13 protein-coding genes are annotated in these 13,574 nt (G+C 66.8%); 8 read left to right on the top strand and 5 right to left on the bottom strand.

Features of this window, described 5'->3' with window-relative positions:
- Positions 1-32: 32 nt before the first annotated feature.
- Genes NS3_RS08185 through NS3_RS08165 form a run of 5 tightly spaced genes read left to right on the top strand, consistent with a single transcriptional unit; the run spans position 33 to position 4,672 of the window.
- Positions 33-1,004 carry an MlaD family protein gene (locus NS3_RS08185; RefSeq protein ID WP_245649515.1) on the top strand — a complete coding sequence of 324 codons (972 nt, stop codon included), beginning with the start codon at positions 33-35 and terminating at the stop codon, positions 1,002-1,004.
- Entirely contained in the window at positions 1,001-2,005 is a 1,005-nt protein-coding gene (locus tag NS3_RS08180) for an MlaD family protein (RefSeq protein WP_067856101.1), read from the top strand. The genes NS3_RS08185 and NS3_RS08180 overlap by 4 nt, the downstream gene beginning before the upstream one ends.
- Positions 2,002-2,961 (top strand): MlaD family protein, encoded by a 960-nt coding sequence (locus NS3_RS08175; protein ID WP_067856098.1) that lies wholly within the window; start codon positions 2,002-2,004, stop codon positions 2,959-2,961. Before NS3_RS08180 ends, NS3_RS08175 begins: the two co-directional genes overlap by 4 nt.
- 12 nt (positions 2,962-2,973) lie before the next feature.
- Positions 2,974-3,606 (top strand): hypothetical protein, encoded by a 633-nt coding sequence (locus NS3_RS08170; protein WP_245649514.1) that lies wholly within the window; start codon positions 2,974-2,976, stop codon positions 3,604-3,606.
- Positions 3,607-3,640: 34 nt separating this feature from the next.
- Positions 3,641-4,672 (top strand): ABC transporter ATP-binding protein, encoded by a 1,032-nt coding sequence (locus NS3_RS08165; RefSeq protein WP_067856258.1) that lies wholly within the window; start codon positions 3,641-3,643, stop codon positions 4,670-4,672.
- Between the two features lie 113 nt (positions 4,673-4,785).
- On the opposite strand, the gene NS3_RS08160 is transcribed toward NS3_RS08165, so the two are convergent.
- Entirely contained in the window at positions 4,786-5,130 is a 345-nt protein-coding gene (locus tag NS3_RS08160; RefSeq protein ID WP_067856095.1) for a DUF1801 domain-containing protein, read from the bottom strand.
- A gap of 115 nt (positions 5,131-5,245) precedes the next feature.
- Here NS3_RS08160 and NS3_RS08155 point away from each other — a divergent pair, with 115 nt between their 5' ends.
- The 3 genes from NS3_RS08155 (at position 5,246) to NS3_RS08145 (ending at position 9,549) form a co-directional block, all read left to right on the top strand.
- Positions 5,246-5,791 carry a MarR family winged helix-turn-helix transcriptional regulator gene (locus NS3_RS08155; RefSeq protein WP_067856092.1) on the top strand — a complete coding sequence of 182 codons (546 nt, stop codon included), beginning with the start codon at positions 5,246-5,248 and terminating at the stop codon, positions 5,789-5,791.
- Between the two features lie 305 nt (positions 5,792-6,096).
- On the top strand, positions 6,097-6,777 hold the full coding sequence (locus tag NS3_RS08150; protein WP_067856089.1) for a cutinase family protein: 681 nt from the start codon (positions 6,097-6,099) through the stop codon (positions 6,775-6,777).
- 309 nt (positions 6,778-7,086) lie between these two features.
- Positions 7,087-9,549: an FHA domain-containing protein gene (locus NS3_RS08145; protein WP_084495159.1), complete on the top strand. Its 2,463-nt coding sequence runs from the start codon at positions 7,087-7,089 to the stop codon at positions 9,547-9,549.
- A 51-nt stretch (positions 9,550-9,600) separates the two neighbouring features.
- Here the strand turns inward: NS3_RS08145 and NS3_RS08140 are convergent, their stop codons facing one another.
- Genes NS3_RS08140 through NS3_RS08125 form a run of 4 tightly spaced genes read right to left on the bottom strand, consistent with a single transcriptional unit; the run spans position 9,601 to position 13,202 of the window.
- Complete coding sequence (locus tag NS3_RS08140) at positions 9,601-10,572, bottom strand: glycine betaine ABC transporter substrate-binding protein (RefSeq protein WP_067856084.1); 972 nt, start codon at positions 10,570-10,572, stop codon at positions 9,601-9,603.
- Positions 10,569-11,369: an ABC transporter permease gene (locus tag NS3_RS08135; RefSeq protein WP_067856081.1), complete on the bottom strand. Its 801-nt coding sequence runs from the start codon at positions 11,367-11,369 to the stop codon at positions 10,569-10,571. The genes NS3_RS08140 and NS3_RS08135 overlap by 4 nt, the downstream gene beginning before the upstream one ends.
- The gene (locus tag NS3_RS08130; RefSeq protein WP_067856078.1) at positions 11,366-12,559 is read right to left on the bottom strand and encodes an ABC transporter ATP-binding protein; all 1,194 of its coding nucleotides are present in this window, start codon (positions 12,557-12,559) and stop codon (positions 11,366-11,368) included. The genes NS3_RS08135 and NS3_RS08130 overlap by 4 nt, the downstream gene beginning before the upstream one ends.
- The gene (locus tag NS3_RS08125; RefSeq protein WP_067856075.1) at positions 12,546-13,202 is read right to left on the bottom strand and encodes an ABC transporter permease; all 657 of its coding nucleotides are present in this window, start codon (positions 13,200-13,202) and stop codon (positions 12,546-12,548) included. Before NS3_RS08125 ends, NS3_RS08130 begins: the two co-directional genes overlap by 14 nt.
- Positions 13,203-13,574: the final 372 nt, after the last annotated feature.

Here is a 13,574-nt window from a genome sequence, read left to right as displayed (position 1 = left end):
GACATGCTGGTATGCAGCGGAACAGAATTCGATTGGCCGGAACACTCGTCTTGACCGGCATCGCCACGGCCGCCGCGGTGGGCTTCACCATCGTCGACGACGAGCCCGAGGAGATCAGCGGCTACTGCGCGCAGATGCCCGACGCGATCGGACTCTACGAAGGCAACCCGGTGACGCAGATGGGCGTCCGGATCGGCACCGTCGATTCCATCGAGGAACAGGGTGACCACGTTCGGGTCGGGTTCACCCTCGACTCGGGGCGTCGCATCCCGGCCGGTGTGCAGGCGGTGACCAGATCCAAGTCGATCCTGGCCGACCGCAGCCTCGAGTTGGTCGGCAACTATCGGGACGGCGCGCAACTCGCCTCCGGCAGCTGCATCCCGCTCACCAGCAGCCACACCCCGAAGAGCATTTCCGAGATCACCGGCTCGGCCGCCGATTTCATCGACGAGCTGAGCCCGGACACCGGCGCCGAGAGCTTCCGGTCCGCGGTCTCCGGCCTGGCCGAAGCGCTGCGCGGGCAGGGCGAGAACGCGCGCGCGATGATGCTGTACGCCGCATCCGCGGCCGACAGTCCGGACCGATTGATCGCCGACCTGGGCGCGATCATCCGCGATATGGCACCGCTGACCGAGGACGCGCTGGCCGACTGGCCTGCGATCCAATCCATCCTGGATCAGATGCCGGGGGTCGCCGCCGCCGGTATCGACCTGTGGCCGGGCGTCATCGACGTCTGCGTCGGCGTCGGCTGGCTGGTGAACATCCTGCACGACGTGCACACCAATTACGGTGACCTGCTGTGGCCCGCGCTGCGTGGCCCGGTGACCGAAGCCGTCCAGCAGGCGGCGGGCCGGTCGGGTGATCTGCGCGCCCTGGTCGAGTCGATCCCGGCGGTGGCGGCGTTGCTGCGGCAGCAGACCGGCGCCGACGGCGCCATGACGCTGTCCTACCAGCCGGCCGCGGGCGGTCCGCTGGATCTGCTGCTCGAAGGCGGGCCCCGATGACCAGGATCGCGAAACTTCGCCGGACCGCCCTGGCCGCGCTGTGTTGCGGCGTGCTGGCCACCAGCGCCTGCTCTCTCGGCCCGGACGATCTGCCGTCGGTGCGCGGCGGCATCGGTGACGGCCACGCCGTGTACATCGAGTTCGCGGGCATCATGAATCTGCCCGGCGGCGCGGACGTCATGATGGACGGCCTGCGCGTCGGCGAGGTGCGTGAGGTCACCGTCCAGCCGGACACGGTGAAGGTCACCGTGAAACTGAAGGAGGGTCTGCAGGTCCCCACCGACGTGCGGGCCGTGATCCGGCAGGACACCCTGCTCGGCGACACCTATATCGCCCTCGACCACGGCGAGGTCGACAGCGCGGGTCCGTTCCTGGCGCCGGAGGCCACCATCCCCGTCGAACGCACCAGTTCCCCGCCACAGCTCGAGGACACCATGGCGGTGCTGGCGTACTTCGTCAACGGCGGCAGCATCCAACGCATCCAGGACGCCATGGGCAGGATCAACGCCGTCATGCCCGCCCAGGGCGACGTGCGGCGGCTGGCGTCGGTCGTCGCCACGGACCTGCGCGACCTGGCGGGCGGCACCGGCGAGATAGACCGGCTGCTCGACGGTTTCGACGCCACCGCGGTGGCCGTGAACTCACGTTCGGAGATGCTGACCACGATCTTCTCCCAGGACGCCGAACACTACTGGCGGCGCGTGGCGGTCAGCATCGTGTCCTACATCAGCCAGATCCTGCCCTCGGTCGGCAGCGTCTACGAGGGCGGCCTGTGGCTGGTGCCGATGCTGAACTCGCTGGCCGCCACCGGCGGCGTCGTGCGCGGGATCTGGGACGAGGGTCCGGCCACCACCGCGAAACTCGCGGACTTCCTTCGCCTGACGGTGCTGCCGTTCGCCGAGAACCCCTCGGTGAACCTGCGATCCATCGAGTCCTCCAACGGTGACCAGCTCGTCGCCGACGTCGAGAACCTGCTGCGGATGCTGGGAGCTGTGCGATGAACCTGAAGACCCCGCTGTCGGTCCTCGGCATGGTGGCGATCGCCGCGTCGTCGCTGGTGTACCTCGGCCGGATCGGTCTGGACCACGACGCTTTCGCCGATCTCCGCCACGCCGGCATGGTCGTTCCGGAGACCAACGGCCTGGTCGTCGGGTCACGCGTGCTGGTGCGCGGCGTCGCGGTCGGCCATGTGACCGCCGTGCACGCCTCGGCCGCCGGGATCACCGTCGACTGGAACTACGACGGCGAGACCAGGATTCCGGCCGACAGCAGGTACCGGATCGACAACCTGTCCGCGCTCGGCGAGGCGTATCTGTCGGTGCTGCCGCAGACATCCTCCGGCCCGTACCTGGACGAGGACGCCGAGATCCCGGCCGCGCAGGTCGTCGTGCCGACGACTTTCGACGAACTCTCCCAGCGGCTGACCGCGATGCTCGAGCAGGTCGAGCCCGAGCAGATCCGCGCCATCTTCGCGACTGTCGACGTGGCATTGCCCGAGGACCCGTGGGTGCTGGGCGACCTGTCCCGAGCCGGCGAACTGCTGGCAGGCACACTGTTGCAGCAGTCCGACAACCTGACCGACCTGTTCAACGCCGTCCAGCCGGTACTGCGCCGAACCACCACTGTTCCCAGCGATCTGGCGGCAGCCGCCCCACTGCTCACCGACTTCGGCGAAGGATTCCGGGGCACCCTCGCAGGCATCTACTTCGCGGCCTCGTTCGGCCCGTTGAAGGACGGCATCGAATTCGGCGCCGCACCGCTGATCGACCAGATCCAAGGGTTCCTCGACGACACCGCCGCCGACCTGAACATCCTCGGCACCGAACTGCTGCCCGGCGTGCAAGCCGGGGGCGCGGCCCTGTCGACGGTGAATGTCGGACAGCTGCTCGACAACGCCCTCGCCGCCACCGCATCCGGTGACGCGGTCACCGTACGTGTCCGAATCCCCGGGCGATAAAGGAGTGACACCATGAACCAGACCGCTGATGTTCTGGAAGAGCACGAGACCACCGCGGATACGCCCGTCGCAGCGTCACCCGTGCAGCGGGTGCTGCGCCGCGGCCGCGACGCAGGCAGCTCCGCGGTCAAGGTGAGCACCCTGCTCACCGGCGTGCTCGTGCTCGCGCTCGCCGCCACCATCGGCGTACTCGGCTGGCAGGTACACGACAAGTCCGGCGAACTCTCCGACATGCACGCCACCGCGACCGACCACGCGCACGCCGAGCAGATCGCCCTCGACTACGCCACCGCGGCCGCCGAAATGAATTTCCAGGACCTCGGCACCTGGAAGGCGCACCTGACCCGAGGCACCAGTCCGGAGCTGAGCGACCGCCTCACCCAGGCCGCGACGTCCATGGAGCAGATCATCGTCCCGCTGCAGTGGGTTTCGACGGCCGAACCCATCGCCGCGAAGGTGCAGTCCGAGGAGAACGGCGTGTACTCGGTGGACTGTTTCGTCAGCATCCTGACCAAGAACAGCCAGGCGCCCGAGGGCATCCAGTCCACCGCGACCTACCGGCTCGGCATCGACAGCTCGAACAACTGGACCATCTCCGACATCGGCGGCTTCGGCGCCGCGCTCGGTGGCGGCGCGCCGCGTTGATCGGTTCGTGTCGGTTCTCGAACGAAAGGGATCTGTGGTGGGTGTCGAAGTCAGGACCGAAGGCATAACGAAATCCTTCGGCTCACAACGTATCTGGCAGGATGTCTCGATCACGCTGCCCGCCGGTGAGGTCAGTGCCCTGCTCGGTCCTTCGGGTACGGGTAAGTCGGTGTTCTTGAAGTCGCTGATCGGGTTGCTGCGCCCGGAGCGGGGTTCGATCTTCATCGGTGGCACCGATATCACGACGTGTTCGAACAAAGAGCTCTACGAGATCCGCAAGCTGTTCGGGGTGTTGTTCCAGGACGGCGCGTTGTTCGGGTCGATGAACCTGTTCGACAACGTGGCGTTCCCGCTGCGCGAGCACACCAAGAAGTCCGAGTCCGAGATCCGTCGGATCGTGATGGAGAAGCTGGAGCTGACGGGTCTGCTGGGTGCCGAGGGCAAGCTGCCGGGGGAGATCTCCGGTGGTATGCGCAAGCGTGCGGGGTTGGCGCGTGCTCTGGTGTTGGATCCGCAGATCATTCTGGTCGACGAGCCGGACTCGGGGCTGGATCCGGTGCGTACCTCGTATCTGTCGCAGTTGTTGATCGATATCAACGCTCAGATCGATGCGACGATCCTGATCGTGACCCACAACATCAACCTGGCGCGTACGGTGCCGGACAACATCGGGATGTTGTTCCGTCGTCAGTTGGTGATGTTCGGTCCGCGTGAGGTGTTGTTGACCTCGGAGGAGCCGGTGGTCAAGCAGTTCCTCAACGGTCGGATGATCGGTCCGATCGGTATGTCGGAGGAGAAGGACGAGGCGCAGATGGCGCGTGAGCAGGCGATGGTCGATGCCGGTCATCATCACGGTGGCGCCGAGGAGGTGGAGGGCATCATCGCGCAGATGCAGGCCACCCCGGGAATGCCGGTCCGCCAGGCCGTCGGGCGGCGCAAGGCGCGGGTCCGCGAGATCATGCACACCCTGCCCCCGGCCGCCCAAGCCGCTATCCGCGAATCACTGGCCGACAACGACGACACCCAGGTCCTGCCCACCTACGTCGGCCAGAGCCCATCGATGTGAGCTCAGGACGAGCGCTTGGTGGCCCGGCGACGCGATCACGGCTGGACTGGAACGAGTGCCGAGTATTCGCCGATGCTGAAATGATCGGCGGGTCGTCGGATGTCATCGAGTGCTCAGAGGCTGCTGCTCGCCTTTGTCAGGACTTCGGCGAGCAGGTCGTAGTCGACGTCCTGCCCCTCTACGATGTCCGCGGTCTTGCGTTCACCGTTGCCCATCGACCTGAGAACGCCTTTGATCGCGTCGATTTCGGTGGCATTGAACACCATGAACGACAGTTTGTTCTTCGCCGCGTGGATCACCGCGGCGTGCCTGCCGTTCTTCGAGAAGTGCGGTTTGCCGTACTGCATCTGCTCGTCGACGGTGGGGATCGTCTTGTGGATCATGGCGCGCAACTGTCGGCAGACCTCGATCTGCCACGGCTGGAGATCATCGATGTATCGGGTGACTTCGTCGTGCATGGCGTCCTCCGTGGAACTTCGACGGCGGTGGTGGGTGTCGGCCGGCGGCCTGCCAAGATGGTCACACATTTGATAGTTAGGTGTCAAACTATTTGATGGCGAATAGGATGGGGGCATGAGTGAGAACGCCTTCGAACCCGACTCCATCGATGCTGTTGTCGCGGCTTGGGCGCGTGAACGGCCGGACCTCGACCTGACCGCGATCGGCATCGTCGGTCGTCTCGGCCGGGCGGCTCTTCTCCTTCGCCCAGCTCAGGAAGGAGTGTTCGCCGAATTCGGACTCCAGCCGGGTGAATTCGATGTGCTGGCGACCTTGCGCCGTGCGGGCGAGCCGTACACCCTCATTCCCTCGCAGCTCTCGGCCGCGCTGTTGCTCACGCGCGCGGGGATGACCAATCGGATCGATCGACTGGTGGCCTCCGGCCTCGTCGAACGCACCCTGGATCCCAACGACCGGCGCAGCTTCCACATCCGGTTGACAGCAAAGGGTTACACCACGGTGGACGAGGCGATGACCGCGCACACCGCCAACGTCACGCGACTACTTTCCGCGATCCCCGACACCGGGCAAGCCGCACTCGAAGACCTCTTGCGCACTCTGCTGCACACGCTGGAAGCCCCGAGCGCCCGGGTCGCCGAGGAGCAGGTCCGCGGTCGGTGAGCCGGCTGTGCGTGATGCCGGCCGTCGGCGTACCCAACAGTGAGTGACGCCGTACCGGCGGTGACGGTGGAGAACTTCGGCCTGCCCTATCTGCCGGACCTGCTGATCTGCCGACCCGGACCGACCGCGACAGTGCAGGACCTTGCTCGCGCTTGTGTGACCACGCCTATCGAAAGGGAGGCGACGTGAAACGATGTCATCGTGCGGGCGCCACCCGAACGACGGCAGAGGCGGGACGACACTGCCCGGCGACAACCGGTCTTCGGCCTGTGCTTCCGGATCCACGACACCGACTCGGAGGAGCCATGACCTCGATGACGACCAGCGCCGCCGCCGTGCTGGCGACCGTGCTGACCAGCGCCGGGATCGGGCTCATCACGCCGGAGGCGGCAGCCGCGCCCGGCTGTGGCGATGCGGAGCTGATCATGGTGCGCGGCACCGACGTCTCCCAGCCGGTCGCGACCCGGTGGGAGTCGGTCGACGACCCGACGGTCGGGAAGCCGCTGGACGCCGCCGTGCGCGCCGCGCGCCCGGATGTGAGCTGGACCCTGTACAACGTGTCCTACCCCGCCGACGGCACCGGCCCTCGTTCACGCGCGATCGGTGCCGTCGACCTCGTCGCCCACCTGGTCGTGCGGGCCGTCGAGTGCCCGGCGGCGAAATTCGTGCTCGCGGGGTACTCGCAGGGCGGTGAGGTGGTGTCCAACACCCTCGGGATACCGAGTGACGATGCCGCGCCCGCCGTGGTGATCCCGGCCGTGCTCGCTCCGCGGATCGCCGCCGTCCTGCTCTTCGCCAGTCCGATCCACGCCTACAACGATGTGATGCCGGAACCTTACGCCGGGCGGGCCGCGCAATACTGTGTGCCGAGAGATCCGGTCTGCAACCCGAAGTCCGCGCTGCCGCCCGACGTCGACTACGGAGCGCACACCCGCTACGGCGAATCCGTTTCGGCGGCGGCATCGTTCGTGGCGGAGCGGATCTAGGCGTCGGGCCCGTCCCGGTCCGACGTGCGTCGAGGGTTGGTGCACGTGCGGTGTTTCGAGTACGCGCGGATAGTCGTTGTCACGTCGAGGCTCAGCAAAATCCGTTGATGTCTACGTAGGAGAAAAAGTACGCACAATTCGAAGTAACATTTCGATCGAACTCTTCTGTGTGATCAGGCTGGATTTCTCGCGCTGTTTCGATTTTGCATCGAATGTTATGGATGATTGCCAGGTCGGTGAGGTGGTAGGGGCCGCCGGAGGGGAGTCGACCATTGCGGCCGTAGTGCGGTACGGTCGTATACTCCCGTTATGGCGGATGAGCGTTCCTCCACGGAATTTCCCGACTCGCCCGTTCTGGTGGTGCAGACGCGAGAACGCGTCTACCGATTACGCGCCGGGGGCGCATATAATATCGGCCGCGATCCCGACGCCGATATCGTCGTCACCGATCCGCGGGTCTCTTCTCTGCATGCGGTTCTGGAGCGCGGAGCGGATGGTTGGGAAATCGAGGACGCGCACAGCCGCAACGGCACATTTTTCGATGGTCATCGCGTCGAGCGGATGGTGATCGATCACGACGAGACCTTCCAGCTCGGACACGCTATGAACGGCGAGCAGTTGACCTGCTCGCTGGAAACACCACCGGACCACGAGTCGCAGACCGATGGTGATCGGGGCGGTGACACGATGGTCGTCCCCGACCCTGGCTACGACCTCGATGACGAAGCCACGGTAACCCAGGTCGAGCCGGGTCTGCCTCGGCGTGTGTCGCGGTCGTCGCCTCCGGCTGCCCGTCCGAGCGCGGTGGTCCGGATCGCGTCGGGCACGCTGCGGATGGGGCGCGCCGTCGACAACGACATCGTCGTACCCGATCTCATGGTCTCCCGCCATCATGCCGAACTGCGCGTGATCAGCGAAGGCCGATACCGGGTGGTCGACCTCGACAGCCACAACGGCACCTACGTCAACGGTTCCCGTGTCGAGGCCGCGGACCTTTCGGAGTCCGACCTGATCGGTATGGGACACACCACTTTCCGGCTGGTCGGCGATGAGCTGCGGGAGTCCGTCGACACGGGTGATATCTCGGTCTGCGTGCAGGATCTCATCGTGCGGACACCCGAGGGCAAAGTGCTGCTCGACGAGGTGACATTCCCCATTCCGCAGCGCTCACTTGTCGGCGTCATCGGACCCAGCGGAGCGGGCAAGTCGACGCTGCTGGGCGCGGTCACCGGACTGCGGCCCGCGACCGAGGGCACCGTCCGCTACGACGGACGCGACCTCTACACCGACTACGAAGAACTCCGGCATCGCATCGGACTGGTCCCGCAAGAGGACATCCTGCACCACCAGCTTCCGACCCGGCGCGCCCTGCTCTACGCGGCCGAACTGCGGTTCCCGGGCGACACACGCCCGGAAGAGCGCGAACAGCGAGTCGACGAAGTCCTCGATGAGCTCGGCTTGACCCGGCACGCCGACACCCGCATCGATCAACTCTCCGGCGGGCAACGCAAACGCGTCAGCGTCGCACTGGAACTGCTGACCAAACCGTCGCTGCTGTTCCTCGACGAACCGACCTCCGGGCTCGACCCCGGGCTGGACAAGACGGTCATGGAAATGCTGTCCGAACTCGCCCACGACGGACGCACCGTCATCGTCGTCACCCACAGCGTCGCCAATCTCGAGGCCTGTGACCGGCTCCTGGTCCTGGTCCCCGGCGGCCGGCTCGCCTACTACGGGCCGCCCGCGGAGGGATTGCAGCAGTTCGGGCAGCGCAGCTGGGCGGAAGTGTTCCAAGCCTTCGACCGCGAGGAAGACCGCGACTGGGCCGGTGAATTCCGGGACTCCGCACGCTTCCAGCACTATGTGGCGGTCGGACTGACCGAGGACGTCGGCCCGGTGCACACCCAGCGCCCACCGGTACCGCCGCCCGCGCCGCAATCCGGGCTCAGCCAGCTCAGCACACTGTGCAGGCGATACCTCGCGGTCATCGCCTCGGATCGAAGCTATGTGGCGCTGCTGGGCGTGATGCCGTTGCTGCTGGGTGGGTTGATCGCCGCGGTGCCGTCGGGCGAAGGGTTCACCGGCGCGCCCGGGACCAACACCGATGCCCCGACCAAACTCATGATCCTGGCATTCGGCGCCTGCTTCATCGGCACCGGCAACTCGATTCGCGAGATCGTCAAGGAACAGACGATCTACCGCAGAGAACGCGCGGCAGGACTGTCGCCAGGGGTCTATCTGATGTCGAAACTGCTGGTGCTGGGCGTGATCACCGTCCTCCAGGCGGCGGTGTTGTTCCTGATCGGCACCATCGGCACGAGCCTTCCGCCGGAAGGGATTTTCACCTCGGTCCAGCTGGAGCTCATCTCGGCGATGGCGCTACTCGGCATCGCGTCGCTGGCGCTGGGCTTGCTGGTCTCGGTCTCGGTGGACACCTCGGAGAAGACGCTGCCCCTGCTGATCGTGCTGTCCATGGCGCAACTGGTGCTCACCGGCGGGCTGGTGCGGCTGCCCGGCACGCTCGTGCTCGAGCAACTGTCCTACCTCTCACCATCCCGGTGGGGCTACGGCGCGGGAGCCGCCACGCTCGACCTCGACACCCTCTCACCGCACGATGGTGGACCGGACCCCCTGTGGAAACACACCCTCGGCACCTGGCTGCTCGACATGGGAGTCCTGGCCGGTCTCGCGGCCGTCTTTCTCGCGCTGGCCTGGTACCGCCTCTATCAGTTGCGGCCACGGCGGCGCGGTGCCCGCCCGGCCAGGACCTGACGCCGACGACAGGCATCGTCCAGCGGCAGCGGTCGGGGTCGGGGTCGATGATCAGCCCTTCGTCACCAACCCCTGCGCGACCATCCAGTCGCGGGCGACCTCGGCCGGCTCCCTGCCCTCCACGTCGACCTGACGGTTCAACTCGGTGATCGTCTCGTTGGTCAGCAGTCGTGAGATCGGCGTCATGATCTCCGCGACGGCCGGGTGCGCCTCGGCGAAGTCCGCGCCCATCACCAGGGCGGCATTGTATTTCGGGAAGAACGCTTTGTCGTCGTGCAACAGCACCAGATCCAGCCCGGGTATGCGACCGTCGGTCGCGGCGACCGAACCGAAACGGCACTGCGTGGCGTCGGCGGTGGCCTGGTAGACCACGGCGTCCTGCACGATCTGCTTGCGCACCTTGTCGGTGTCGATACCGTATTTCCGCGCCATTCCGGGATAGCCGTCCTGGCGCACGTTGAATTCGGTACCGACGCAGGTGGTCGCGGCGGCTGGATCGGCGTCGACCAGGCGCGCGTAGTCCGACAGGGTGCGCACCCCGGTCTCCTCGGAGACGCGGCGGCTCACCGCGAGGGCGTAGGTGTTGTTCAGTGGGGCCATCGCCGTCCAGACCATGCGGTGGGCGGCGAGGTCCGCTGCGCGCAGAGCCTCGAACTGACCGAGTTCGTCGGGGATCGGGGCCTCGTTGCCGAGATAGTTGATCCAGCCGGTGCCGGTGTAGTCGTAGGCGATGTCGATCTGTCCGTGCAACTGGGCGTCGCGCAAACTGTTCGATCCCTGGATATTGGTCAGGTCGCGTACGTCGGCGCCCGCGGCCATCAGGGCGAATTCGATGATGTAGCCCAGGATGTTCTGTTCGGTGAAATCCTTGGAGCCCACTGTGATCGCGACGCCGGCGAGTTCGGGGACCTGGCCGATACTGCCGGGTCCGACCCGCAACGGCACCGCGCCACCCGATTGCAGACCGCACGACGCGATCAGCGCCGTCCCCAACAGGGTGGCCAGCGCTCGCCCGGCCCTCATCGCAGCCCCCTCGGTCCGAGGAACTGCTCGGCCAGCGCGCCGAGCCAGTCGACGAGCAGGGCCAGCGCGACCGCGAGTACCGCACCGACCACCAGGGTCACGTTGTCGCGCAACTTGTATCCGGTGTCGATGAGGATGCCGAGTCCGCCCGCGCTCACCAGGAACGACAGTGTCGCGGTGCCGACGGCGAGCACCAGCGAGGTGCGCAGGCCCGCGAGGATGTAGGGCACCGCGAGCGGGAACTCGATGCGCCGCAGTACCGTCGGCGCCGACATGCCCTGTGCGCGGCCTGCGTCGATGAGGACCGGATCGACCTGCTGGTAGCCGAGGATCGTATTGCGCAGCACCGGAAGCAGCGAGCAGAAGGCGATCGGTGCGACGCCGATCCAGAATCCGGTGGTGCGGGTCGCGAGGTAGCACAGCACGATCAGGCCGATGGCGGGCGCGGCGGCCCCCACATTCGCGACACCGACGAAAATTGGTGTGAGACGTCGATATCCGGGCCTGGTCAGCAGGGTGCCCAGTGGAACGGCGATCACCACCACGATGACTGCGACCGTCGCGGTGATCAGGATGTGCTGCCAGGTGACGGTCACGATATTGCTCGTGTTCAGGCTGGCCTGCTGGGTCACGGTCAGATCGCGGCGCAACGCCCAGGCCAGCACGCCGACGGTCAGCAGCAGCACCAGCACCGGCTGGACCAGTAGCCGCAGGTATTCCGCCCTGTTCTCGGTGGCGGGCCGTGCCCCGCGTGGTCGCGCGGTGGCCGGACCGGTGGTCTCGACGGCCCTGGTCATGTCGCCGCCTCCGCGGTTTCGCCGGCCGCGACGCGCAGCGCCGACAGATGACCGACGAGAGTGCCGATGGTGACCAGACCCGCGTATTCGCCGTCGGGCGCGGTGACCACGGCGCTCGCGGATTCCTCGGCCAGTAGTGCTTCGAGTGCGTCCTGTAGGGTGGACCGTGCCGAGATCGTCCGTCCCACCGGCGTGCCCGCCGCACGCAGCGAGGTCGCGACCGCGAGTTGGGCGGCGGTGACCCGACGCAACGGGCGGCGGTGCTCGTCCAGGACCACCGCGAGCGGACCGTCCCCGATGGCGGCGCGCAGCGTCTCGGCGGGCTCGGATTCGACTGCGGCCGGGCAGTCGTCGAGGTGGACGTCCTCGATCCGGGTGAGGGTCAGCTGTGCGAGGGAGGCGTTCGCACCGACGAACCCGGCGACGGTGTCGTCGGCCGGAGCGGCGAGTACGGCGGCGGGGGTGTCGTACTGGAGGATGCGGGATCGGTCGCCCAGCACCGCGATACGGTCGCCCAGTTTCACCGCCTCGGCGAAGTCGTGGGTGACGAAAACGATGGTCTTGCCCAATTCGGTTTGCAGGCGCAGCAATTCGTCCTGCAACGACGCTCGGGTGATCGGGTCCACCGCTCCGAAGGGCTCGTCCATCAACAGGACCGGAGGATCCGCGGCGAGCGCCCGCGCCACCCCCACCCGCTGCTGCTGCCCGCCCGAGAGCTGACGCGGATAGCGGTTGCGGTAGGTGCTGGGATCGAGGCCGACCAGATCGAGCATCTCGTCCACGCGCGCCGAGATCCTGCGCCGGTCCCAGCCCAGCAGCCCTGGCACGGTCGCGATGTTCTTGGCGACCGTCATATGCGGGAAGAGCCCGGCCTGCTGGATCGAATACCCCACCCCGCGCCGCAAGCGGTCGGGATCCATGCCGGTCACGTCGCGACCGCCGATCGTGATCGTGCCCGAACTCGGTTCGATGAGCCGGTTGATCATCCGCATGGTGGTGGTCTTACCGCACCCCGACGGGCCGACCAGCACGACGATCTCGCCGGCCGGAATCGTCATCGACACCCGGTCCACGGCGGGATCGGCCTGTCCCGGATAGTGCTTGGTGACAGCGTTGAGCACGATCTCGACGCCGGATACCCCGCTCACGGCGGATCCGGACCCGCCGGGACGGGTTTCAGTCTCGGTCACGGATCCCCCTCGAGGTGGTGAGACGTCCGACGAGCAGCAGGATCCCGTCCAACGCCAGTGCGAGCACGATGATGAGGACGGTGCCGGTCAGCGCCTGCGGCACCGCGTTGGGGCTGCCCAGCCGCGACAGGCCGGAGAAGATCAGATTGCCGAGACCGGGCCCTTTGGCATAGGCGGCGAGCGCGAGGATGCCCATGATCATCTGGGTGCTCACTCGCATGCCCGCCAGGATCGCCGGCCAGGCCAGCGGCAGTTCCACCGCCGCGAGCACACGCAGCCGATTCATGCCGACGCCGCGGGCGGCGTCGGTCACCGCAGGGTCCACCGAGGCGAGCCCGATGATGGTGTTGCGCAGGATCGGCAGCAGCGCGTACACGACCAGGGCGACGATGGTGGGCCCGACACCGAGGCCGAGCACCGGGATCAGCAGGCCCAGCAGCGCGAAGGAGGGCACCGTGAGTACGGCGCCGGCTGCCGCGGTGGCCGCCGACGAGCCCAGTGGACTGCGATACACCACGATCCCGATCAGCACCGCGACGAGGGTGGCGATGATCAGCGACTGCACCACCGCCGAGACGTGCAGATACGAGTCGACGAGCAGTTGATGCCGCCGCGAGACGACGAAGTTCCACAGCGTGTCCAGGACCGCACCTCCCCGTCGCCTGCTTCCGGGAGACTATCGCGCGGAGAATGCCCGCCGCATGGCAAACGGGAACAACGACTTCGGCTGGTTGACTGCTGGCGCCTGTGTCGAAGTGGTTGACGGAGGTCTCCGGTGATTCGGCACCTGTGCGGTCATGTGGAGTAGTGGAGTACTCACGACAACGCGTAGGCGCGCGAGTCAGGATCACCACCACATCGAATCGCTCACGACATCGCCGACGTGGGCGAAGGCGACCATCGGGTGGCCCCTCTCCCATATCGAGCAGTGGATTCCCATCCTCTTCGCGCTGGCCTACGTTTCGGGATTCATCGCGATCGTCCTCACTTGACGTTCACTCGAAGGCAGCGGCTG

The organism is Nocardia shimofusensis NBRC 100134 (genome assembly GCF_001613125.1).
Taxonomy (GTDB): domain Bacteria; phylum Actinomycetota; class Actinomycetes; order Mycobacteriales; family Mycobacteriaceae; genus Nocardia; species Nocardia shimofusensis.
The sequence above is the reverse complement of the archived record's forward strand: the minus strand, read 5'-3'. Positions and strand labels throughout refer to the sequence as shown.